This is a genomic window from Hydrogenophaga taeniospiralis, from assembly GCF_020510445.1.
Classification (GTDB): Bacteria; Pseudomonadota; Gammaproteobacteria; order Burkholderiales; family Burkholderiaceae_C; genus Hydrogenophaga.
This window is the reverse complement of sequence record NZ_JAHBAG010000001.1, coordinates 182,765-205,395: the sequence shown is the minus strand read 5'-3', so window position 1 is coordinate 205,395 and position 22,631 is coordinate 182,765. Positions and strand designations below refer to the sequence as shown.

The 22,631-nt window shown below is 66.3% G+C and carries 18 protein-coding genes and 1 tRNA gene; 8 read left to right on the top strand and 11 right to left on the bottom strand.

Annotation, left to right across the window (positions count from 1 at the left end):
• Positions 1–27 precede the first annotated feature (27 nt).
• The 5 genes from rsmB (at position 28) to KIH07_RS00865 (ending at position 5,263) form a co-directional block, all read left to right on the top strand.
• Positions 28–1,443, top strand: coding sequence for a 16S rRNA (cytosine(967)-C(5))-methyltransferase RsmB (gene rsmB, locus KIH07_RS00885; RefSeq protein ID WP_264181779.1), 1,416 nt, complete (start codon positions 28–30; stop codon positions 1,441–1,443).
• 73 nt (positions 1,444–1,516) lie between these two features.
• A complete protein-coding gene (locus tag KIH07_RS00880) occupies positions 1,517–2,137 on the top strand; it encodes a DUF4390 domain-containing protein (protein ID WP_226490166.1) in 621 nt (206 codons plus the stop codon).
• Positions 2,138–2,156: 19 nt separating this feature from the next.
• Positions 2,157–4,406, top strand: a complete 2,250-nt coding sequence (locus KIH07_RS00875; protein WP_226490165.1) for a sensor histidine kinase — start codon at positions 2,157–2,159, stop codon at positions 4,404–4,406.
• 30 nt (positions 4,407–4,436) lie between these two features.
• Complete coding sequence (locus KIH07_RS00870; protein ID WP_226490164.1) at positions 4,437–5,132, top strand: response regulator; 696 nt, start codon at positions 4,437–4,439, stop codon at positions 5,130–5,132.
• Between the two features lie 55 nt (positions 5,133–5,187).
• Positions 5,188–5,263: transfer RNA gene (locus KIH07_RS00865), tRNA-Phe, on the top strand.
• A gap of 103 nt (positions 5,264–5,366) precedes the next feature.
• Here KIH07_RS00865 and panD read toward each other — a convergent pair.
• The 4 genes from panD to KIH07_RS00845 form a co-directional block, all read right to left on the bottom strand.
• Positions 5,367–5,747: an aspartate 1-decarboxylase gene (gene panD / locus KIH07_RS00860; protein WP_226490163.1), complete on the bottom strand. Its 381-nt coding sequence runs from the start codon at positions 5,745–5,747 to the stop codon at positions 5,367–5,369.
• Positions 5,748–5,898: 151 nt separating this feature from the next.
• A complete protein-coding gene (locus KIH07_RS00855) occupies positions 5,899–6,879 on the bottom strand; it encodes a cytochrome-c peroxidase (protein ID WP_226494600.1) in 981 nt (326 codons plus the stop codon).
• Positions 6,880–7,131: 252 nt separating this feature from the next.
• Positions 7,132–7,635, bottom strand: a complete 504-nt coding sequence (locus KIH07_RS00850; RefSeq protein WP_226490162.1) for a hypothetical protein — start codon at positions 7,633–7,635, stop codon at positions 7,132–7,134.
• On the bottom strand, positions 7,632–9,707 hold the full coding sequence (locus KIH07_RS00845) for an ATP-dependent helicase (RefSeq protein WP_226490161.1): 2,076 nt from the start codon (positions 9,705–9,707) through the stop codon (positions 7,632–7,634). The genes KIH07_RS00850 and KIH07_RS00845 overlap by 4 nt, the downstream gene beginning before the upstream one ends.
• A gap of 161 nt (positions 9,708–9,868) precedes the next feature.
• On the opposite strand from KIH07_RS00845, the gene KIH07_RS00840 reads away from it, so the two are divergent.
• Positions 9,869–10,831, top strand: a complete 963-nt coding sequence (locus KIH07_RS00840; protein WP_226490160.1) for an AEC family transporter — start codon at positions 9,869–9,871, stop codon at positions 10,829–10,831.
• Positions 10,832–10,870: 39 nt separating this feature from the next.
• On the opposite strand, the gene KIH07_RS00835 is transcribed toward KIH07_RS00840, so the two are convergent.
• On the bottom strand, positions 10,871–12,163 hold the full coding sequence (locus KIH07_RS00835) for a DUF2235 domain-containing protein (protein ID WP_226490159.1): 1,293 nt from the start codon (positions 12,161–12,163) through the stop codon (positions 10,871–10,873).
• A 38-nt stretch (positions 12,164–12,201) separates the two neighbouring features.
• Positions 12,202–12,750, bottom strand: a complete 549-nt coding sequence (locus tag KIH07_RS00830; RefSeq protein WP_226490158.1) for a hypothetical protein — start codon at positions 12,748–12,750, stop codon at positions 12,202–12,204.
• 323 nt (positions 12,751–13,073) lie between these two features.
• On the opposite strand from KIH07_RS00830, the gene katG reads away from it, so the two are divergent.
• The gene (gene katG / locus KIH07_RS00825) at positions 13,074–15,269 is read left to right on the top strand and encodes a catalase/peroxidase HPI (RefSeq protein WP_226490157.1); all 2,196 of its coding nucleotides are present in this window, start codon (positions 13,074–13,076) and stop codon (positions 15,267–15,269) included.
• Between the two features lie 303 nt (positions 15,270–15,572).
• Here katG and KIH07_RS00820 read toward each other — a convergent pair whose 3' ends face one another.
• The 4 genes from KIH07_RS00820 to hemE form a co-directional block, all read right to left on the bottom strand.
• On the bottom strand, positions 15,573–15,956 hold the full coding sequence (locus KIH07_RS00820; RefSeq protein ID WP_226490156.1) for a DUF167 domain-containing protein: 384 nt from the start codon (positions 15,954–15,956) through the stop codon (positions 15,573–15,575).
• A gap of 9 nt (positions 15,957–15,965) precedes the next feature.
• Positions 15,966–18,152: a primosomal protein N' gene (gene priA, locus KIH07_RS00815; RefSeq protein ID WP_226490155.1), complete on the bottom strand. Its 2,187-nt coding sequence runs from the start codon at positions 18,150–18,152 to the stop codon at positions 15,966–15,968.
• 16 nt (positions 18,153–18,168) lie between these two features.
• Positions 18,169–18,447: a hypothetical protein gene (locus tag KIH07_RS00810; RefSeq protein ID WP_226490154.1), complete on the bottom strand. Its 279-nt coding sequence runs from the start codon at positions 18,445–18,447 to the stop codon at positions 18,169–18,171.
• 241 nt (positions 18,448–18,688) lie between these two features.
• A complete protein-coding gene (hemE, locus tag KIH07_RS00805) occupies positions 18,689–19,792 on the bottom strand; it encodes a uroporphyrinogen decarboxylase (RefSeq protein WP_226490153.1) in 1,104 nt (367 codons plus the stop codon).
• A 298-nt stretch (positions 19,793–20,090) separates the two neighbouring features.
• Here hemE and KIH07_RS00800 point away from each other — a divergent pair, with 298 nt between their 5' ends.
• Positions 20,091–20,684 carry a YdeI/OmpD-associated family protein gene (locus tag KIH07_RS00800; protein ID WP_226490152.1) on the top strand — a complete coding sequence of 198 codons (594 nt, stop codon included), beginning with the start codon at positions 20,091–20,093 and terminating at the stop codon, positions 20,682–20,684.
• A 616-nt stretch (positions 20,685–21,300) separates the two neighbouring features.
• On the opposite strand, the gene KIH07_RS00795 is transcribed toward KIH07_RS00800, so the two are convergent.
• The gene (locus KIH07_RS00795) at positions 21,301–22,233 is read right to left on the bottom strand and encodes a right-handed parallel beta-helix repeat-containing protein (RefSeq protein WP_226490151.1); all 933 of its coding nucleotides are present in this window, start codon (positions 22,231–22,233) and stop codon (positions 21,301–21,303) included.
• Between the last annotated feature and the right edge of the window lie 398 nt (positions 22,234–22,631).

The following is a 22,631-nucleotide window of genomic DNA, read 5'->3' as shown; positions in this document are numbered from 1 at the left end:
TTGGCCCCACACTCCGCACACCCCAACATGGATGCCCATGTGAGCCACCCAACCCCCAACTCCCCGTCCACAACCTCTGACCAGGGCAGCGCGCCCCGGCTCGCGCCCAGCCTGGCCACGCAACTGCACCAGACCGCGCTCTGCGTGCTCGCGGTGGAGCAGGGGCGTTCGCTCAGCGACGTGCTGCCGCAGGTCAACGCGGCTCTGCGCCCTGGAGTGCAGGCGCTCACTTTCCATGTGTTGCGCCATCTGGGCAGCGCGCGTGCGCTGGTGGCCCGGCTGGTGCAGCGCAAACCCGACGCCGCGGTGCAGGCCCTGCTCCACAGCGCCGTGGCCCTGCTCCTGCCCGAAGAGCCCGACGATGCCGAGGGCGTGCCCCAACGGGTGGGCCTGCAATACGCTCCCCACACCGTGGTGAACCAGGCGGTGGACGCTGCCCGGCAGGACCGCAACACCCACCGCCAGGCGGCTTTCATCAACGCCTGCCTGCGGCGCTTTCTGCGGGAGAGGGATGCCCTGTTGGCCGACGTGGCCGGCCAGCCGGTGGCGCGCTGGAACCACCCCGCCTGGTGGATCGAGCGGCTGCAGCGCGACCACCCCGGGCAGTGGCAGGCCATCCTGGCGGCCAACAACCAGCCCGGCCCGATGGTCTTGCGCGTCAACCGCCGCCGCACCCGCCGGGCCGATTACCTGCAGGCGCTGCAAGCCATGGGCCTGAGCGCCCGCGCCATCGGTGAGGACGGCCTGGTGCTGGATGCGCCGCAGCCCGTCGAGCGCCTGCCCGGTTTCAGCCAGGGCCATTGTTCGGTGCAGGACGGCGCGGCGCAGATGGCCGCGGGCTTGCTGCTCGCCGGGCGCGGGTGGACCGCGGCCGACCGCGTGCTCGACGCCTGCGCCGCCCCCGGCGGCAAGACCGCCCACCTGCTGGAGCGCGCCGAGCTGAACCTGCTGGCGCTGGACGTGGACGCGCGCCGCTGCGTGCGCATTCACGACAACCTGCACCGCCTGGGCCTGAGCGCCGAGGTGCAGTGCGCCGACGCCGGCCAGCCCGCCGCCTGGTGGGACGGCCAGCCGTTTGACGCCATCCTGCTCGACGCCCCGTGCACCGCCTCGGGCATCGTGCGGCGCCACCCCGACGTGCGCTGGTTGCGCCGTGCGGCCGACGTGGACACACTGGTGGCCATCCAGCGCCAACTGCTCGACGCCTTGTGGCCGCTGCTCAAGCCGGGCGGGCGATTGCTGTATTGCACCTGCTCGGTGTTTCGTGCCGAAGGGGCCGATCAGGTCCAGGCGTTCCTTGGGCGCCACACCGACGCCGTCCTGCAGGCGTCACCGGGTCATTTGCTGCCGGGAACGGTCATTGCCGATGGGGAGTTCAACGACAATGTTCCGGGTGGATACGACGGATTCTTTTACGCCCGCATCGACAAGGCCCGGCCTTGAACCCGCGCTGAACACCTCATTTCCGACCCTCCCTGTGTGGCACTGGCTGCGAGCGCTCATCTGCGCGTCCTGGATGGCCTTGTTGCTGCCCTGGTCGGCCCATGCCCGCGAACCCGAGACCCTGCAGCTGGCCCTGCAGCGCACCGCCGACGGCCTGTTTCTGTCGGCCCGGCTGGGGCTGTCGCCGGCGCACGCGGTCGAAGACGCCCTGCAGAAATCGGTGCCGCTGTATTTCGTCTGGCAGGCCGACGTGTACCGCAAGCGCTGGTACTGGACCGACAAGCGCGTGTCCAGCGCGGTGCGCACGCTGCGCCTGGCCTACCAGCCGCTCACGCGGCGCTGGCGTCTGAGCCTGTCCAACGACGCGGGTGCCGACAGCGGCGGGGCGGGGCTGCAGTACGCCTTGCACCAGAACTACGCCACCCTGGCCGATGCGCTGGCCGGTGTGGGGCGGATCTCGCGCTGGCGCATCGCCGACGGCCCCCAGGCCGACAGCGCCCACCGCGTCGAACTGGCGTTCCGGCTGGACCTGTCGCTGCTGCCGCGCCCGTTCCAGATCGGCATGGTGAACCAGCCCGACTGGACGGTGGAGCTGCAGCGCGAACTCCGCGTGCCGGAACACGTCGAAGCCGAAAAACCCGCCGAACCGCTGCCTGACAAAGACGAAGCCGACGTGACCGAGCCCCAGCGCTGACCGTGGAGCGCATCGCACCGTGAGTCCCAGCGACACCCATCCACCCAAGAAGCGCACCGCCCCGGCGCGCTGGGCGTTCGCCGCGGCGCTGGTGTTCATGGCCGGGGTGGGCATGGTGCTGCTGTTCCTGCTCACGCTGGCCACCCGCAACCGGGCGCTGTACGAGCAGAACTTCGCCTGGCTGGTGGGGATCAACGCGGCCGTGGCCGCCGTGCTGCTGCTGATCATCCTGTGGCTGGCCGTGCGGCTGGCGATGCGGTTCAAGCGCGGCAAGTTCGGCAGCAGGCTGCTGGTCAAGCTCGCCGGCATCATCGGGCTGGTGGGGGTGTTGCCCGGGCTGCTGATCTACACCGTGTCCTACCAGTTCGTCTCGCGCTCCATCGAAAGCTGGTTCGACGTGCGCGTGGAGTCCGCGCTCAACGCGGGCCTGAACCTGGGGCGCACCGCGCTCGACACGCTGACCGCCGATCTCAGCAGCAAGACCCGCATGGCCGCCGAAGGCCTGGCGCGTACCCCCAACGCCTCGTCCGTGCTGGCGCTGGAGCGCCTGCGCGAGCAGCTCGGGGCCAGCGACCTGGTGCTGTGGGGCGCTTCGGGCCAGGCGCTGGCCAGTTCGGGGGAATCGCGCTTCGACATCAACCCCGAGCGCCCCAGCCTCGCGCAGTTGCGCAACCTGCGCACGGTGCGGGTGGCCGCGCAGATCGAAGGCCTGGAAGAGGGCGGCGACGGCGAGCTCGAAGCCGTGCTGGCCGCGGGGCGCGCCCGCATCAAGGTGCTGGCCCTGGTCAGTTCACCGGGGTTTGGCTTCGATGCCGAGCCGCGCTACCTGCAGGTGGTGGTGCCGCTGGCGGCCGCTCTGGTGACCGATGCCCTGGCGGTGCAACAGGCCAACCGGGAATACCAGGAGCGGGCGCTGGCCCGCCAGGGCCTGCGCCGCATGTACATCGGCACGCTCACGCTGGCCCTGTTCCTGGCGGTGTTCGGCGCGGTGCTGCTGGCGGTGCTGCTGGGCAACCAGCTGGTGCGCCCGCTGCTGGTGCTGGCCGAAGGCATGCGCGAAGTGGCCGCGGGTGACCTCTCCCCCAAGCGCTCGCTGGCCGCGCGCGACGAGCTCGCCGGACTCACACGGACCTTTGCCCGCATGACGCAGGACCTGTCGGACGCGCGCGCCGACGTGCAGCGCAGCATGGCACAGGTCGACGCGGCGCGCGGCAACCTGCAGACCATCCTGGACAACCTCACCGCGGGCGTGGTGGTGCTGGACGAAGAAGGGCGGGTGCACAGCGTCAACCCCGGCGCCGAGCGCATCCTGCACACGCCTTTGGCCCTGCACCTGGGCACCCCGCTGGTCGACGTGCCCGGGCTGGAGCCCTTTGCCTCGGGTGTGCTGCAGCAGTTCGAGCGCTTCCTGTCCGAGCAGACCCCGCACGAAGGGGGCTACTGGCAGCAGTCGTTCGAACTCCGGGCCGACGGCGCCACGCCTTTCGACGAAGGCATCACCCTCATCGCCCGCGGCGCCCTGCTGCCGAACAACGAGCGCCTGCTGGTGTTCGACGATGTCTCCGAAATGGTGTCGGCGCAGCGCTCGCAGGCCTGGGGCGAGGTGGCGCGCCGCCTGGCGCACGAGATCAAGAACCCGCTCACCCCGATCCAGCTGTCGGCCGAGCGCCTGGCCATGAAACTCGAAGGCAAGGTGCAGCCGCCCGAGCAGGCGATCCTGAACAAGTCGGTGCGCACCATCGTCGACCAGGTCGATGCCATGAAACGCCTGGTCAACGAGTTCCGCGACTACGCGCGCCTGCCCGCGGCCCAGCTCACCCGAACCGACCTCAATGCGCTGGTGCGCGACATCCTGAGCCTCTACGACCACGCCGCCGTGCCGGTGCGGCACGAGCTGTCTCCCGACTGTCCGCCGGTGCTGGCCGACCCCCAGCAGGTGCGCCAGATGCTGCACAACCTGGTGCAGAACGCGCAGGACGCCATGGCCGGCCAACCCGGCGCCGAGGTGCTGCTGCGCACCCGCTTGTCCGACAAGGGCAACTGGGTGCGCCTGTCCGTGGTGGACCGCGGCCCCGGATTCGCCGAACACATCCTCAAGCGCGCCTTCGAACCCTACGTGACCACCAAGGTCAAGGGCACCGGGCTGGGCCTGGCCGTGGTCAAGAAAATGATGGACGAGCACGGGGGCCGGGTCGACTTGTCCAATCTGTTGATCGACGGCAAGGTGGAGGGTGCGCAAGTGTCGTTATCATTCGCAGTTGCGAATTGACAACATGTACTGAGGGGCACACTGCAAGCCATGGCAACTATTTTGGTCGTAGACGATGAACTGGGGATCCGGGACCTGCTTTCGGAGATCCTCAACGATGAGGGACACACGGTCGAACTTGCCGAAAACGCCGCCCAGGCACGTTCCGTGCGCGCCATGTTGCGGCCCGATCTGGTGCTGCTCGACATCTGGATGCCCGACACCGACGGCGTGACCCTGCTCAAGGAATGGGCCAGCACCGGGCTGCTCTCCATGCCGGTGATCATGATGAGTGGCCACGCGACCATCGACACCGCCGTCGAAGCCACGCGCATCGGCGCCACCGCTTTCCTGGAAAAACCCATCACCCTGCAAAAACTGCTCAAGGCGGTGGACCTGGGGTTGAACAAGGCCGTGGCCAAACCCAGTCTGATGGCAGCGCCCATCAAGAACGGCGGCCTGCCCGTGGCCGATCTCACGGTGGAAGTCGCCATGACCGGCGGTAGCCTGCCTGAACCGGTGGCAATGGACATGGGCCCGCAGTCCATGCGCTCGTTCAACCTTGAAGGCCCGCTGCGCGAGTCGCGCGACGAGTTCGAGAAGGCCTATTTCGAATACCACCTGGCCAAGGAGTCCGGCTCCATGACCCGCGTGGCCGAAAAGACCGGTCTGGAACGCACCCACCTCTACCGCAAGCTCAAGCAGCTCGGCGTGGACCTGGCCCGCAGCAAACGCGGCGCGCTCTGAGTGGCCCGTAGCGGAAAAATCGGCCGTCGAAGCTGCTATACTTCCGCTTCTCTTTGGCCCGGTAGCTCAGTTGGTAGAGCAGCGGATTGAAAATCCGCGTGTCGATGGTTCGATTCCGTCCCAGGCCACCAAATACAAGGAAAAGCCGCTGTGAAAACAGCGGCTTTTTTGTTGCCCGGGCCGACCCTGACGGCGGGCCGCCTGCGCGGCCCTGGTGGGCGCGCTTGCGTACCCTCAGAGTTGCTGGGTCGGTACCGCGTGGCGCAGTTCCATCTGGCGGTTGGCTTCGTCCACGAACACCAGCTGCGGCTTGTGCGTGGCCACCTGATCTTCGTGCACCTGGGCGAAGGCGGCGATGATGATCAGGTCGCCCACGGCGGCGCGGCGTGCGGCCGATCCGTTCACGGAAATCATGCCGGTGCCGCGCTGGCCCTTGATCGCGTAGGTGGTGAAGCGCTCACCGTTGTTGATGTTCCAGATGTGGATCTGTTCGTTTTCGACGATGTTGGCCGCTTCCAGCAGGTTTTCGTCGATGGCGCATGAGCCTTCGTAGTGCAGTTCGCAGTGCGTGACCGCGACCCGGTGGATTTTCGATTTCAACAGGGAGCGAAACATGTCATGGGGCCTTTCTCTCAACGAAGCGCGATTGTGACAGCGCGCGCCCGAGGTGAACAGGCGCCGCCGTCAGGGCCCTTGTCCCCACACCCTGCCGCCCCCCCCGATGCGTGGCCACGCGTTCGGGCGGCGGGGAGGTGTGCCCGGCCGTTCAGTTGAACGGCCGGGGCTTGGGGGTCTTGTCGGTCGAGGGCGGCATGATCGGCAGGGCGATCTGCGGCTGCTGGCCGGTCAGGGTCTTGAGGAAGGCCACGATCCGGGCGTTTTCTTCCCTGCTGAACTCGCGGCCCAGCTGCAGGCGGCCCATCAGGTCCACAGCAGAGGTCAGCGTGGCGGCTTCACCGTCGTGGAAGTAGGGGTAGGTCAGTTCCACGTTGCGCAGTGTCGGGACCTTGAAGTTCAGGCGGTCGGCGTCCTTGCCGGTCACGCCCTTGCGGCCTTCGGCGGTGCTGGCGGTCTTGTAGGCCTGCACCAGCCCCATTTTCTGGAACGAGTTGCCGCCCAGGTTGGGGCCGTTGTGGCAGGCCACGCAGCCGCTGTCCTTGAAGAGTTGGTAGCCGGCGAGTTCGTCCTTGGTCAGCGCCTTCTTGTCGCCGTCGAGCCACTGGTCGAAGCGCGAGTTCGGTGTCACCAGGGTTTCCTCGAACGCGGCGATGGCGGTGGTCACTTCGTCGATGCTGAGCCGATCGGTCTTGAAGACCTGTTTGAATTCTTCCACGTAGCCGGGGATGGATTTCAGCGTCTCGATGGCGAGCTCGTGCGTGAAGGCCATTTCGCCCGGGTTGGCGATCGGGCCGCCGGCCTGTTCTTTCAGGTCCTTGGCGCGGCCGTCCCAGAACTGCGCGAGGTTCAGGCGCGAGTTCAGCACCGTGGGCGAGTTGATGGGGCCCTGCTGCCAGTGGTGGCCGATGGAGGTCTTCAGGTTGTCGGTGCCGCCCAGGCTCAGGTTGTGGCACGAGTTGCACGAGATGAAGCCGGACTTGGACAGCCGCGGATCAAAAAACAGCTTCTTGCCAAGTTCCACGGCGGCGGGATTCACCGCCTTGGGGGCGGGAACGGGGGACACCGGCTCGGTGTTTTGCGCCATGGCGGAGCCGCTGACCAGGATTGCTGCGATGGCCCATGCGCACATGGCCGACGGGAGTGATGTCGTGGTTTTCAAGGTATTTCCTTTGCAGAGTGTCAGAAGAGTCACGGCAGAGGTGGCGGTGTGTCTGTCCGCAGACGTTCGCTTGTGACGGACCCACTCTATGGGGGTAAACCCGGGTGTTGTTTGACCGGGGTCAACCCGTTGACCGTTCTCAATAGGAACTGGCTATTGATCTCATAGCGTTTTCCGTGGGGCGTGTGGGCGCCGCCCCGCATCCCGCCCACCGGCGGGAGATCAGCGTGTGCTGGGGGTCTTGTGCAATGAAAATTGCAGCACGGGAACGCCCGACGCGCGGCCTTCGGCCGGCCGGCGTGTGCCGCGGATCAGCTGTCCGCAGTCTTGCGGGGTGCCGGTCCAGACGGCGTCCATGAGCACGCCGTCGCTCGATTCGTCGAGGTTGAACACGCCTTCGCTCACGTCGCCCGCCACCAGCGCCAGCACGTCGTGGCCCTCGGTGGAGCGCTTGAGGTTGCCGCGCACGCTGCCCGGGTAGTCGGGGTGGCGTTCGAACAGCAGCGCGCCGGTGGACACCGGCGCCGCTTCGCTGCCATCGGGCAGCCACAGGGCCAACTGCCACAGGCCATGGAGCCGGGCCGGGTCCTCGTCCAGGCTCGGGCAGGTGGTGGCCGCGCTGGCGGGCTGGGCGGGCGGGGTCTGCGCGGCGGTCGGCGTTGCCCAGGCCAGGGCCAAGCCGAGCAGGCAGAGCCCGGCGCGAAGGGATTTCGGTGGCTGCTTCATGGCGTCTCGGCCGCTTTCTGTGCGGCCTGTTCGGTGGCGCGCTGGGCGAACTCGGCGCGCAGGGCGCGCAGTTTTTCGCGCGGGTCTTCCTTGACGGTGTTCTGGTCCAGCGCCATCTCCTTGATGAAGCGGCTGGCCTGGCCGGGAATGCTCTCGCGGCCCTTCTTGCGCCGCTTGAGCCAGCTCACGGCCAGCGTGCGCTGCGCGCGCGTGATGCCCACGTACATCAGACGGCGCTCTTCCTGCAGGCGTTGCGCCATGTTCTCGACCGCCGCGTCGCTCTGGCCGGGCTCTTCGTCCATCTTGAACGGCAGCAGGCCTTCGTTCACACCGACCAGCATCACATGCGGCCACTCCAGGCCTTTGGAGGCGTGCAGCGTGGACAGCGTCACCACGTTCTGGTCTTTCTCGCGCTCGCTGAGCGTCGAGATCAGCGCGATGGTCTGCACCACCTCCAGCAGCGTTTTGCGTTCGGTTTCGGTCTGGATGCCGGCGTCGTCTTCGATCTTGCCGCCACAGCGCCCGGCCACCCAGTCGCAGAAGTCCATCACGTTGGTCCAGCGCGCGGCCGCGACCTTCTCGTTGTCCTCGCTGTCGTAGAGGTGCTTTTCGTAGGCGATGTCTTTGAGCCACTCGGTGAGGAAGGCGCGCGCCGCCTCGTGGCCCACCGTGTGTCTGGCGCGGTATTCGAGGTCGTTCACCGCGCGGCCGAACTCGTGCAGCGTGGCCACGGCGCGCGCGGGCAGGGCGGTGCCCAGCGAGTTCGCGAACAGCGCCTCGAACAGGCTCAGCTTGTACTGCGTGGCGAAGTTGCCCAGCCCCTGCAGCGTGGTGTGGCCGATGCCGCGCTTGGGCGTGGTGGCCGAGCGCAGGAAGGCCGGGTCGTCGTTGTTGTTCACCAGCAGGCGCAGCCAGGCACAGAGGTCGCGGATCTCGGCCTTGTCGAAAAAGCTCTGGCCGCCCGAGACCTTGTAGGGAATGTTGGCGCGGCGCAGCGACTGCTCGAACGAGCGCGCCATGTGGTTGGCGCGGTAGAGGATGGCGAAGTCGCGCCACTCCTTGTGCTGCGAACTGGCCTGCAGGCTCTGGATGCGCGCCACCGCGCGCTCGGCCTCGTGCTCCTCGTTGTCGGCATCGACCACGCGCACCGGCTCGCCCTCGCCCAGATCGCTCCACAGCGTCTTGGGAAACAGCTTGGGGTTGGGCCCGATCACGTTGTTGGCCGCGCGCAGGATGGCGCTGGTGGAGCGGTAGTTCTGCTCCAGCTTGATGACCTTGAGCTCGGGAAAGTCCTGCGGCAGGCGTTTGAGGTTGTCCAGCGTGGCGCCGCGCCAGCCGTAGATCGACTGGTCGTCGTCGCCCACGGCGGTGAAGCGCGCGCGCTCGCCCACCAGCAGTTTCAAGAGCTCGTACTGCGTGGCGTTGGTGTCCTGGTACTCGTCCACCAGCACGTGGCCCATCTTCTGCTGCCAGCGCTCGCGCACGTCGGCGTGTTCGCTCAGCAGCTTGAGCGGCAGGCTGATCAGGTCGTCGAAATCCACGCTCTGGTAGGCGGTGAGGCGCTCTTCGTAGCGCGCCATGATGGTGGCAGTGACGCGCTCGTCTTCGTCCTTCGCGGCGGCCAGCGCCTGGGCCGAGTTCAGGCCCGCGCTCTTCCAGGCGCTGATGGTCCATTGCCAGCCGCGCGCGGTGGCCGCGTCGGTGGTGCCGCCGCAGTCCTTGAGCAGGCTGGTGATGTCGTCGGTGTCGAGGATGGAAAACTGCTTCTTCAGGCCCAGCGCCGTGCCGTCTTCGCGCAGCAGGCGCACGCCCAGCGCGTGAAAAGTGCAGATCAGCACCTTCCTGGCGTCGCGGCCCACCAGCTGGCCGGCACGCTCGCGCATTTCGCTCGCGGCCTTGTTGGTGAAGGTGATGGCCGCGATGCGGTCCGCCGCCAGCCCGGCCTGGATCAGCCGACCGATCTTGTGCGTGATCACCCGCGTCTTGCCCGAACCGGCACCGGCCAGCACCAGGCAAGGCCCACCCAGGTGGTTCACGGCGTCGAGTTGGGCAAGGTTCAGGCCGTGGGACATGCGGGCGATCGGGAGGCGGGCGGGACGGGCGAAGCCATGGATGATACCGGCAGGGTGGGGGTGGTTGAGCCGTGCGGGCCACTGGGGGCCTGTCGCTGGAAGCTCAGCGCTTTGTACCTGGGTCCCGGTCGGTTTGAAGCCGCCTGAGACAATCGCGCACCGTGCTCAACATCCTGCTCGTCACCTTCCCTTTTTTCGCGCTCGTGCTGGGTGGCTTCGTGGCGGCGCACCGGCGCATGTTGCCGCTGGAGGCGATCCCCGGGCTCAACGGCTTCGTGCTGTATTTCGCGCTGCCCTGCATGCTGTACCGCTTCGGCTCCACCACGCCGATCGCGCAGCTGTTGGACGCGTCGGTGGCCGGCGTCTACCTGTTGTGCGCGCTGGTGATGGTGGGGTTTGCCGTCGTCATGACGCTGAACCGCCGCATCCGCTGGAACGACGCGTCGCTGGGTGCGCTGGTCGCGGCTTTTCCCAACACCGGGTTCATGGGTGTGCCGCTGCTGGCAGCGCTGCTGGGGCCGCAGAGCGTGGGGCCGGTGATCGTGCTGATCGTGGTGGACATGGTGATCACCAGTTCGCTGTGCATCGCGCTCTCGCGGCTCGACGAGGGCGAGGGCCATGGCGCCGCCGCCATGCTGGACGCTGCGAAAAAAGCCCTGCGCGGCGTGGTGGCCAATCCCATGCCCTGGGCCATCATCCTGGGCGCCGTGGCCTCGGCCGTGCGGTTCAGCCTGCCCGGGCCGGTGGAAAAGACGGCCTGGCTGCTGGCCGACGCGGCCTCGCCGGTGGCGCTGTTCACCATCGGCGCGGTGCTGGCGCGCTCGCAGATCCAGTCCAACCACCCGATGCCGCTGTCGGACTACGTGCCCGTGGCGCTGATGAAGCTGCTGCTGCACCCGCTGCTGGTGCTCGCGGTGGGCACGGGCGCGATCCAGATCGGCGTGCCGCTCGATCCGTTCGCGCTCACGGTGATGGTGCTGGTGGCGGCGCTGCCCAGCGCCAGCAACGTCTCGCTGCTGGCCGAGCGCCTGGGCGCCGACAACGGGCGCATCGCCCGCATCATCCTGATGACCACGGCGGCGGCGTTCCTGACGTTTTCCGGGGCCGTGTCCCTGCTGACCTGAGCCCGGGTTCGTCTCGGGGTGCCGCGAACGGCCCGCGCATCAGCGCGCGAGCGCTTGCTCGCTGCGCACCGGTGCTGCACGTTCCTGCTGTGGTCCGGGCACGGTGTCCCGGGCCTCCTGCGCACGATCCAGATGGCTTTGGGCGCTGGTTCGCAGCGAGTCGTCCACCCTCAGCTCGTCGAAGCGCCCGCTCTGGTGTTGCACCGCGACCCGCCCGCCGTCCTTGCTCACCAGAAAACGCTGCGGCGGGCCCCAGCCGTCGTGCCCTGCGGCGCTGGCCACGCAGGCCGCGCTCACCTGCAGGCACTGCTCGGGGCTCAGCCCGGTGGTCTTGAGCGTGGGGGCCAGCTCGGTGTAGGCCTGCCGGAGCCAGGCCTTGTGCTGTTCGGACATGGGCGGTTTGACCTGCACCCGGGGCTGGTCCGGGTCGTCCAGCGGCCAGCGCGCCTTGGGTTTGCCGTTGTCCTCGGTCAGCACGTCGCCATTGCGCGCGGTCTGGTAGGCCTCGGTGCGCAGCCAGGGGCGCTGGCTGGGGTCGTGGCGCTGCTCGGGCGGCACGTCGGCCAGCGGCAGGCCTCGGCGCTGGAAGTAGGCGGTGATGCCCTCGTGCACATTCGCGGCGGTGCCGTTGCGGTCGTAGCCGCCGCCCACGCCGACGTGGTTGCCGGGATGGCGCACGGTGACGACGCGTGGGTCGTCGCTGTAGTCCAGTGGCCGGAACCAGCTGCGGTTTTCCTGCTCGGCCTGCACCACCAGCACCTGGCCTTTGACATTGGGCGGCACGGCCAGCTCGCCCTGAACGCCGGTGGCTACCGGGTCCATCAGCGCCATCGCGGTGATGGGCACGCTGCCCGGCTTCGCGACCACGGCGCCGTCGGGGGCCACCAGGCCGCGTTCGTTGACGAGCTGGGCGAAGCGCACGGCCGAGGTGCAGCCGCGGCTGAAACCGGTGACGGAGGCACCGAGGTCGGCGGGGGTGGCGTCGGGATGGGTTCTAAGGTATTTCAGTGCGGCATCGCTGAACTGCACATAGGCTTTTCCCGCAGCTGCGTCGATGGCTGGTGTGGGGTTGATGCCGGCGTTGATAAGGTTGCCCTGGTCGCCACCGGTGCCAACGCCTGGGTAGTAGCCGCGTCTGAAGGTGGCGCTTTCGGCATCTTTGGCCTGATCATCCAAATTTCCGACGTTGGTCGGGTAGGGGTCACCGGACAATTCGAGGTTGTCCTTGTCGTTGTTGGTGCCATCGAAGGCGGCAAAGAAGTTGAATCGACTGGATGACCCAGCTTGGCCTGCCATTTCCATGGCTGCGCGCGCTTCGGGCAGTCGGCTCACTTCTTCATTATTCAGTGGTCTGACGGCCGAGGTTCCCATCAGTTGGTTCCTTTCTGCGGGCGCTGAAACTCAGGGAAGACTTCGTAGGCGTGAGCGAACTCGGAGCGCCATGTCTTGAGGATGGGGGGGTCATCGAAAGACCGTTTGCGGCGAGGCGTCACCACATACACAAACAGCTGTCGCCCGTCGATCACAAAGGTCAGTTCGTGGTCGGTCATGTCCCTGGGCAGGCGATCACGCAGATCCACGCGTTGCTCCAGCACCTCGCCGCTGGCTTTCACGCGCCATTTGACGTAGAGAAATTCCCCCACCGGCATCGGACCATCGACCGAATTGCCGGGCGGCAAACTCGCCTTTCCAGCAAACAGGGACGATCTCGGGTGCTCCAGATCGTCTCGAACCCGGTAGTACCGGTCTCCATACGCATAGGCGAGCAGATCGACCGACTCGATCCACTTGTCGTGCAAACCATTGAAGCTGAACCCGTGCGAAACCAGCTTCGGGCCGCTGGCGCAGGCCGCCAGCAGCACCGCCAGCCACAGCGCCATCAGCGCGCGCCAGGTCCGCTTCATCACCGTCATCGTCATCTTTGTCCTCCTTGGGGGCATGGTCATGGGTGCGCGCGCATTTGAACAGTTCCATCCTGTGGGCGGGAAGACGCCCCCGTGAGGTTCTGCATCGATTCATTGGTGTTGGCTATCGAATTTATTGGTTCAATTGAGTCGACATTTCAACCGGGCATCCCTAAGGTATGGGTTCCCTCACACGCACAGGAGTCCCGTCATGGCACCGTCTGCCTCCACCCCCTGGGTTCACCGCGACTGGATGGACGCCCTGGCGGCCCTGGCCGCCACGTTCTGAACCCCTTTTCCCCCTTTTCCGGTCAACCGCCCACCCACAGGAGAACACCATGAGCACCCCCCAAACCGAAGCCCAATGCCCCTTCCACGCCGCCGCCGGCGCGCGCGCCACGCACGGCGCCCAGTCCAATGCCGACTGGTGGCCCAACCAGCTGAACCTGTCCATCCTGCACCAGCACCAGCCGGTGTCCAACCCGATGGACCCGGACTTCGACTACGCCGAGGCCTTCCAGAAGCTGGACTACGCCGCGCTCAAGAAAGACCTGGCGGCGCTGATGACCCAGAGCCAGGACTGGTGGCCGGCCGACTACGGCCACTACGGCGGCCTGTTCATCCGCATGGCCTGGCACAGCGCCGGCACCTACCGCACGGCGGACGGCCGCGGCGGCGCCAACACCGGCAACCAGCGCTTCGCACCGCTCAACAGCTGGCCCGACAACGGCAACCTCGACAAGGCCCGCCGCCTGCTCTGGCCGATCAAGCAGAAGTACGGCAACGCCATCTCCTGGGCCGACCTGTTCATCCTGGCCGGCAACGTGGCCATGGAAACCATGGGCTTCAAGACCTTCGGTTTCGGCGGTGGCCGTGCCGACATCTGGGCGCCCGAAGAGGACATCTACTGGGGCGCGGAAAAGGAGTGGCTGGCCACCAGCGACAAACCCAACAGCCGCTACAGCGGCGAGCGGAATCTGGAGAATCCGCTCGCCGCTGTGCAGATGGGCCTGATCTACGTGAACCCGCAGGGCCCGGACGGCAAGCCCGATCCGGTGGCCAGCGGCCGCGACGTGCGCGAGACCTTCGCCCGCATGGCCATGAACGACCATGAAACCGTGGCCCTGGTGGCCGGCGGCCACACCTTCGGCAAGATGCACGGCGCCGGTGACGCGGCCCTGGTCGGCCCCGAACCCGAGGCCGCGCCCATCGAGGAAATGGGCCTGGGCTGGATCAACCAGCATGGCACAGGCAAGGGCGGCGACGCCACCACCAGCGGCTTCGAAGGCGCCTGGAAACCCAACCCGACGAAGTGGGACATGGGCTACTTCAAGGTGCTCTTCAAATATGAGTGGGAACAGATGACCACGGCGGCCGGTGCCATTCAGTGGCGCGCCAAGAACGTGGCGCCCGAGGACATGGTGGTCGACGCCCACGACCCGAGCAAGAAGCACCCGCCTGTGATGACCACGGCCGACCTCTCGCTGCGCTTCGACCCGGCCTACGAGAAGATCTCGCGCCACTTCGCCGCCCACCCGGACGAGTTCGCCGACGCCTACGCCCGCGCCTGGTTCAAGCTGACCCACCGCGACATGGGGCCGAAGTCGCTCTACCTGGGCCCCGAGGTGCCGGCCGAAGACCTGATCTGGCAAGACCCGGTGCCGCCGGTGGACCACCCGCTGATCGACGCCGCCGACGCGAAGGAACTCAAGGCCCGTGTGCTGGCCTCGGGCCTCTCCGTGAGCGAGCTGGTGTCCACCGCCTGGGCCTCGGCCTCCACCTACCGCGGCTCCGACCGGCGCGGGGGCAGCAACGGCGCCCGCGTCCGCCTGGCCCCGCAGAAAGACTGGGAAGCCAACCAGCCGGCCCAGCTGGCCAAGGTGCTGGCCGTGCTGGAGGAAATCCAGCGCGGCTTCAACACCGGCGCCACCGGGGGCAAGAAAGTGTCGCTGGCGGACCTGATCGTGCTGGCCGGCAACGCCGGCGTGGAGGCCGCTGCCCAGGCCGCCGGCCAGCCGGTGGAGGTGCCGTTCACCCCCGGCCGCACCGACGCCACGCAAGAACAGACCGACGTGGAATCGTTCGCCGCGCTCGAACCCCAGGCCGACGGCTTCCGCAACTACCGCAAGGCCGCCTACAGCGTGTCGCCCGAAGAGATGCTGCTCGACAAGGCGCAACTGCTCATGCTCAGCGCACCTGAGATGACGGTGCTGGTCGGCGGGTTGCGCGTGCTCGGCGCCAACGTTGGGGGCTCGCAGCACGGGGTGTTCACGAGGCGCCCGGGCCAACTGACGAACGACTTCTTCGTCAACCTGGTGGACATGTTCACCGCCTGGAAGCCGACCGGTGACAACGCCTACGAGGGCCGCGACCGCCAGACCGGCGCCGTGAAATGGACGGCCACCCGCGTGGACCTGGCCTTCGGCTCCAACTCGCAGCTGCGTGCCATCGCCGAGGTGTATGCGCAGAACGACGGTGGCAAGAAGTTCGTGAAAGACTTCGTCGCGGCCTGGACCAAGGTTATGGATTTGTAACCCCCCCGCGCCGGGCTGCGCCCGTCACCCCCCAGGGGGCGATGCGAGTGGCCCGGCGGAGCCGGTTCCACCGCATCCTGGGCTGGCCGGCTGGTGAGCTTCGACGCCGATTTCGCCCGGTTTGCGCTGACCCGTCGGCTGCACCTGAGCGCTGGTGCGGTGGGCTGAGCGGCGCCGATACCGCCCAGCTCGAATGGATCGGCCACCAGGGTGGCCGGGTGTGCCGTCCGTTGTGTGTCGGACATCAAGCACAGGTGCGATTCTGGGCGGCGTTCGTGAAACCCCCGTGACACCGCGCGCGGCTCAGCCCTCCAGCACTTTCGCCAGCACCGCCGGTATCTTCTTCGGCGCCAGGATGCGCAGCTGCTTGTTGACGTTGAAGCGGCCGAACACCACGGTGATGGCCTTGGCCGGCACGTCGAACTCTTCCGCCAGGAACTTCACCATGTGATCGGTGGCCTTGCCCGCCACCGGCGTGGCCGTCACGCTCACCTTGAGCTGGTGGCCCTTGGTCTTGCCGATCGCGTCGCGCTTGGCCGCCGGCGTGCCCAGGATGTTGACCACCAGCGTGTCGCCGTCCCACGCGCAGGGCGTGTTCATCTTCATGCGCGGTGCGGGCGAGCCCGGTTCTTCGGTTTCGTCTTCGGGTTCTGGCGGCTGGGGTGCCGCTTTGGATTTGCGTGCCATGGGATTCCCTCAAATGGACAGCGGGTCCACGTCCACCGCCCAGCGCACCAGGCCCTTGGCCTCGGGCGCGCTGCGGCAACCGTGCAGCACCGGCTGCCAGGCCGCCAGAAAGCGCTGCAGAGCGCCGCGCGAGGCGCTTTCCACCAGCATCTGCGCGCGCTCCACGTTGGCCACGCGCTGGATGGTCAGCGGCACGGCGGGGTAGAGCGTGATTTGGTCGCGGAGCGGCAGGCCGGTGGCCTGCTCGGCGGCGATGTTCAGAAACGCCTGCGCGGCCTGCTGGGTGCGCGCGTCGGCGCGCAGCAGGGCCTGAAAGCCGTAGGGCGGCATGCCGGCCTGCTCGCGCTCGGTCAGCTGTTCGGCGGCGAAGGCCGGGTAGTCGTGTTTTTTGAGCGTGGCAAACAGCGGGTGCTGCGGGTACCAGGTCTGCACCCACATCTCGCTCGCGCCACTCTGCGCCGCGTCGCGCCCGGCGCGGCCCGCCGCCTGCATCAGCAGCGCAAACAGGCGCTCGGGCGCTCGGTAGTCGCTGGCGAACAGGGCCGAGTCGGCGTTGATGCCGGCCACCAGGGTAATGCGCCGGAAATCGTGGCCCTTGGCGATCATCTGCGTGCCCACCAACACGTCCACCTCGCCGCTGTGCAGCGCGGCGAGCTGCATTTCCAGGCTGCCCTTGAGGCGGGTCGAGTCCGCGTCCATGCGCGCCACCCGGGCCGGGCTGCCGTCGGGCCGGCGCACGTCGGCCAGCAGGCCGGCGAGCTGTTCTTCGATCTGTTCGGTGCCGCGGCCCACCGGCGCGATGTCGATGTTGCCGCAGTCCGGGCAGGCGCGCGGCACGCGCTCGGTGAAGCCGCAGTGGTGGCAGCGCAGGGTGCGGTCCAGCTTGTGGAACACGCGGTAGGCGCTGCAATGTGGGCAACCGCTTTTCCAGCCGCAGTCGTGGCAGGCCAGCACCGGCGCGTAGCCGCGGCGGTTCAGCAGCACCAGGCACTGCTCGCCGCGCGCGATGCGCTCGCCCATGGCCGCCACCAGCGGCGGCGCCAGCACGGCGCCCTTGGGCTGGTGGTTCATGTCCACCAGGCGCAGGCGCGGCAGCGCCCCGCCGCCGATGCGCCCGGGCATCGCCAGCCGCACATAACGCCCCTGGTCGGCCGCGTGCCAGCTCTCCAGCGAAGGCGTGGCCGAGCCCAGCAGCACCTGGCAGCGAGGGGTATTCACGCCCTCTCCCTCTGGGAGAGGGCGGGGGTGAGGGCCCGCGTGCAGACCCGTTCCGTCAGTGGCCAAAGCCTCACTCTCGATCTTCGCCCGATACACCGCCAGATCCCGCGCCGAATACCGCGCCCCCTCCTGGCTCTTGTAGCTCGGGTCGTGCTCTTCGTCCACCACGATCAGCCGCAGCCCCGGCAGGCTGGCGAACACCGCCATGCGCGTGCCCAGCACGATGCGCGCGCTGCCCGTGTGCGCCGCCAGCCAGCTTGAGAGGCGCTGTGCCGGCGTCATGCCGCTGTGCAGGCAGACCACCGAGCCGGCACCGAACGCGGGCTCGAAGCGCTCGCGAAAGCGCGTCTCCAGCTGCGGCGTGAGGTTGATCTCGGGCACCATCACCAGCACCTGGGTGTGGGCGCCCGCCTGCAGTGCCTGTTGCGTGGCGCGCAAGTACACCTCGGTCTTGCCGCTGCCGGTGGCGCCGTACAGCAGCACCGGCGCGGTGGCCGCCGCCAAGGCCTGCAGCGCTTCGGCCTGCTCGGCACTCAGGTCGTGGCCGCCGGGCTGCACCGGGGCGGTGCCCGTTTCCGCCACCGGCGCGGCGCTGGCCACGGCCTTGGCGCGGCGTTTGAGCCGGCGTGCCAGTTGGTCGTTGCCCAGCTCGCGCAACTGCGGCGGCAGCGCGGCCAGCGCCACCTCGCCCAGGCTGCGCTGGTAGTACTGGGCGGCGAAGCGGACCAACTGCCGCCAGCATCCGTTGAGCGGGGGCAGGCCGTCGAGCACGCCCGCCACCGCCTTGGTCTGCGCCTCGGTCAGCCCTTCGGGCGGTGTGGTCGGGCAGTCCCAGACCACGCCCAGCACCTCGCGCGAACCCAGCGGCACCCGCACCAACGCACCCGGCGCGAGCAACAACTCACTTCGGTAAGTCAGGCTGGCGCCCACCCCGCTGTGGGCCGGGGTCGCCACGATCACACTGGGCCAGAAAGCCATGGTTAGCGGTTGTTCCTCAGTCGAACTGCAGGAAAGCGATGTAAGTTGTTGATTTGACTTCGCTTCCGCGACTGTTCAGGTTTTCTGTGGATAACTTTGTTGATAGATGGTGTTGACGGGCCGGGAGCCCTTGAAAATCAAGGGTTTGTTTAAACTGCCCGGAAAAAAAGCAGAAATCAATATCCAATGAAATCAACAGCTTGCAAAGATGGGTGTCAAAGACTTCACGGTTTTCCAGAGCCGGACCCTTTTGCGCGCCGCAGCACAAATTTTGTGCATAAGTGATGGCTGTCAAGTCCTCTTTTCCGCTGGTTTTGTGCTATGGGCCTGTCGGGCGGTGGTCATTGTGACCGGCGCATGACGGTTTTTCCCGTCGCTGAGGCCTGCCCCAAGGCGCGCTGTCCAGGCGGGCCGCGGTGCTCACTGGACGACCCTCCGCGCTGTGCCCTGCGGGGCTGAGCGCCTTCGGAGCGGTCGGGCGGCGCTCACGGGAGTACCTTCGCGCTGCGGGCCGCGGCGCTCACGGCCGCTGGCGTTCAGGCCCGCGCCCGCTGCTGCCGCGAAAACGCGTGCACCGCGTCCACCAGGGCCGACACGTGCTCGGGCGGGGTGTGCTGGTTGATGCCGTGGCCCAGGTTGAAGATGTGGGTGGCGCCTTCGCCCGGGCCCTGGTGCGGCGTGCCAAAGCTCGCCAGCACGCTCGCCACCTCGACCTCGATCTGGGTCGGCGAAGCAAACAGCACGTTGGGATCGATGTTGCCCTGCAGCGCCTTGCCGTGCGGGCCCTCGCCCACCTGCGCGCGCGCCTTGGCCAGGTTCACCGTCCAGTCCAGCCCCAACACCTCGCAGTCCATCGGCTTCATGTCGTCCAGCCACAGGCCGCCGCCCTTGGTGAACACGATGCGCGGAATGGTGGCGCCGTCGTGTTCGCGCTTGAGCTGCGCCAGCACACGCTTGGTGTAGGTCAGCGAAAAGTCCTGGAACTTGCCGTCCGCCAGCACACCACCCCAGCTGTCAAAAACCATCACCGCCTGCGCGCCCGCCTCGATCTGCGCGTTCAGGTACACCGCCACCGCATCCGCGTTCACGGCCAGGATGCGGTGCATCAGGTCCGGGCGGCTGTACATCAGCGTCTTCACCGCGCGGTAGTCGTCCGAGCCGCCGCCCTCCACCATGTAGCAGGCCAGCGTCCAGGGGCTGCCCGAAAAACCGATCAGCGGCACCCGCCCATTGAGCGCCTTGCGGATGCTGGTGACCGCGTCGAACACATAACGCAACTTGTCCATGTCGGGCACGGCGAGCTGGTCCACGTCCGTCTCGGTGCGCACGGTGCGCTCGAACTTCGGGCCTTCCCCCATGGCAAACGACAGGCCCAGGCCCATGGCGTCGGGCACGGTCAAGATGTCGGAAAACAGGATCGCCGCGTCCAGCGCGTAGCGGTCCAGCGGCTGCAGCGTCACCTCGGTGGCGAAGTCCACATTCGTCGCCAGCCCCATGAAACTGCCCGCCTTGGCGCGCGTGGCGCGGTATTCCGGCAGATAGCGCCCGGCCTGGCGCATCAGCCACACAGGCGTGTACTCGGTGGACTGGCGCAGACAGGCGCGCAGGAAAGTGTCGTTCTGCAGGGGGGCGTGGCTCATGGGGGTGTCCGGTGCGGTCGTCTGATGGGAAGCGGGGATTATCCCGCCTGGGGTGGGTGGGCGGTTTGCGCTGGCGCAGGCGGATCAGACGGTGGCGGGCCAGCGTGTTGAGCCGCACACAGCAGGCCTGTCAACCGGTGCCTGCCATTGCCCGCATGGCCGATTGAAACTTACACTGCCCATTCAGAAAAAAGCCCGCCGCCACCTCGCGCTGTTCGGGGTCCAGGTCAACAAGGTTCATCAGCCACAAGGGAGGCTCATGATGCATTCAACTACATCGGCCCCTCAGGAATCGCGAATGAAGCCTCAATCCAAGTCCTCGACTGAGCTGCCGATTCATTGCTTTGAACGGCAACTGGACTGGTCAGCCTGGCTGAATGAAAATCACACCTTATCGTCTGGGGTCTGGTTACAGCTCGCAAAGAAGGGCACCGATGCGCTGTCGGTTTCATACGACGAGGCCGTCGAAGTCGCACTTTGTTTTGGCTGGATAGATGGGCAAAAGCAGGCGCACAGCGATCAATTCTGGCTCCAGAAATTTACCCGACGCTCGGACAAGAGTCTTTGGTCGAAGATCAATCGAGACAAAGCGCTGGCTCTGATCGAAGCAAAGAAAATGAGACCTGCTGGGCTGAAAGAGATTGAGCGCGCGAAGCTCGACGGACGATGGGATGCTGCGTATGACTCATCCAGCAAAGCAACTGTACCCAGCGATTTTCAGTCTGCTTTGGATGGCAATGCGCGAGCCAAAGCGTTTTTCGAAACGCTCGACAGCCGGAATCGGTACGCTGTTCTGTTCAGGATTCAAACGGCCAAGAAGGTCGAAACGCGCGCAAGACGAATTTCACAGTTCGTATCAATGCTGGAACGGCACGAGAAGGTGCATCCATGACCCATTCAAGAACTTATCGCAAGACACCCCGCTCTGCGTTGCAGGGGACGCTGCGCGATAAAGCCGTGCAACGCCTCCGATTTTGAATGTCGGGCATCATGAAAGCCGTCCTCTCGATATCGATCCCGGTGGTGCCCGCCCAGATCGGCGAGCTGCTGCCACATCGCTGGCCGCCAGCCTGACAACGCATTCCCAAAAGCATGACCGCGTCCTGCGGTCAAGATGGGGTGGCTGCGAGCTTCCTTTGGTGATGTCAAGGCGCACCGGACCTGGCAGGCTGCATCAGCAGTGCTGGAGGCGATTTCGACGCGGGTGATGGGTGCAGTTTGCGCGTTCTATCGCACCTTGGTGAACGACGAAATCACGCCGTATTGGAGCCCCCTCACGTCGAGTATATGGATTGCGCTGAAAAGTGGAGAATCCAATCATGTCTAATTGACCCATGTGGGCGCGACCACAATGAGGGTCGATTTTTTGCCAACCGTATCCGTTGGCTTCCGGTATGGCGGGCTGTGTCTCTATAAACCCAGGCGGCGTGACCCTTAAGGCTGGAGCACAAAAAAGCCAGCCGAATAGCGGCTGGCTTTGGAACGTAGCATCAATCGGTCGTTGCGTGTTACTGCTGAGCTATTGGCGTAAGCGCTCCGACATTCGCGCCTGCGTTACCCATGATCTTGTTGCTGGCGGGTGTAAAGGTGTTGATCGTTCCGCCATTGTTAAAGCCGACGGCATTGTTCGTCACAACGGAATTGGAGAGGCGAATAGTCCCTCCACCGGTGGTAATGACGCCTGTGTTGCCGTTGTTTGATATGTGCACATTGTCGGAGTTGATGATTCCGGTGCCGTCCGCGAACACGCCGTGAGAGACGTTGCCTGCAACGATGGAATTGCTGATGGTGACCCGAGTGTTGTTTCCCGCGAATATTCCCGAATTGCCATTGGCGCTAAGTTGCATGTGATCGAGCGCCGCCGTGACGAGAGCCGTGGGTTGCATCAGGATCGCGCTTCCCAAATTGTGGCTGACTTCGGTGCCGTAAGCAATCAGCTTGCCCCCGGCGCGCGTATCGCTGATGCCTACGCCTGGGCTTCCCTGAAAACCAAAAATCTGGCTATCCGCGATGATCACTTTCGCCGCCGCCAGGATATTGATTCCCCTCAACCCGGTGCCGCCGCCGTTAATGGACAGATTGCGCAGAACCACGGTTTTTCGGGTGTCAGCCATATCCGTGATGTTAATAATAATTCCGTTGGTGGACGCCGCCAGGATCGAGCCAAATCCGGCGCCTTTGCTTCCATCAATGGTAATGGACTTGGTGATCGTCACGGCGCCATACCCACCCGGATCCAGAACCGAAATTTCGCCATTCGTGGCGGTCTTTGAGATGGCCCCCGCAAAGGTCTTGCACGGGGCGGTGCGGGAACAGGGGTTGACATCATCGCCCACACCGGACACCCAAGTGCGGGTCGCCTGCGCTTGCGCCATCGAGCCGGCCGCCAACGCGAAAAGCGCGAGGATAAGAGTTATTGGATTGAAACGAGCTCTTTTCATACCTATTCTCCTCAAAAATGTGGACACTGCAGTCAGTCGGAAGTCCGATTTTTTCACCGCCTATGCGATGAGGTTCGAACCGCTTTGGTCTTGCCTCCGTTGCAGCCGACAGACTGACCCCCGTCCTTCAACTGCTTTTTCAGTATAGACGGACTTGTTGCACAAGTTGGAGATGGTTACAACTCCGGGCGCAGCCATGTGTCGCATCCCGGATCATTGAATGGGCCCCTGTGGAACCAGTTATTGGTTGCACGACCAGCGGCACCCGTTGGTGAATACTCTTCTGGAGGCAATTGATTTCACCAACGCTGGCACGCTCGACGAAAACACCCGAGGCCTGACCCTTTGCCCATCTGAACCGAGGTGCGGATGCGCAATGGGTCGATTGCCCGATGGGA

Coding starts and splice junctions, on each gene's coding strand:
- rsmB (WP_264181779.1), top strand. CDS start 28: ATGGATGCCCATGTGAGCCACCCAACCCCCAACTCCCCGTCCACAACC.
- KIH07_RS00880 (WP_226490166.1), top strand. CDS start 1,517: ATGGCCTTGTTGCTGCCCTGGTCGGCCCATGCCCGCGAACCCGAGACC.
- KIH07_RS00870 (WP_226490164.1), top strand. CDS start 4,437: ATGGCAACTATTTTGGTCGTAGACGATGAACTGGGGATCCGGGACCTG.
- panD (WP_226490163.1), bottom strand. CDS start 5,747: ATGTTTCGCTCCCTGTTGAAATCGAAAATCCACCGGGTCGCGGTCACG.
- KIH07_RS00855 (WP_226494600.1), bottom strand. CDS start 6,879: ATGTGCGCATGGGCCATCGCAGCAATCCTGGTCAGCGGCTCCGCCATG.
- KIH07_RS00850 (WP_226490162.1), bottom strand. CDS start 7,635: ATGAAGCAGCCACCGAAATCCCTTCGCGCCGGGCTCTGCCTGCTCGGC.
- KIH07_RS00845 (WP_226490161.1), bottom strand. CDS start 9,707: ATGTCCCACGGCCTGAACCTTGCCCAACTCGACGCCGTGAACCACCTG.
- KIH07_RS00830 (WP_226490158.1), bottom strand. CDS start 12,750: ATGACGATGACGGTGATGAAGCGGACCTGGCGCGCGCTGATGGCGCTG.
- katG (WP_226490157.1), top strand. CDS start 13,074: ATGAGCACCCCCCAAACCGAAGCCCAATGCCCCTTCCACGCCGCCGCC.
- KIH07_RS00820 (WP_226490156.1), bottom strand. CDS start 15,956: ATGGCACGCAAATCCAAAGCGGCACCCCAGCCGCCAGAACCCGAAGAC.
- priA (WP_226490155.1), bottom strand. CDS start 18,152: ATGGCTTTCTGGCCCAGTGTGATCGTGGCGACCCCGGCCCACAGCGGG.
- hemE (WP_226490153.1), bottom strand. CDS start 19,792: ATGAGCCACGCCCCCCTGCAGAACGACACTTTCCTGCGCGCCTGTCTG.
- KIH07_RS00800 (WP_226490152.1), top strand. CDS start 20,091: ATGAAGCCTCAATCCAAGTCCTCGACTGAGCTGCCGATTCATTGCTTT.
- KIH07_RS00795 (WP_226490151.1), bottom strand. CDS start 22,233: ATGAAAAGAGCTCGTTTCAATCCAATAACTCTTATCCTCGCGCTTTTC.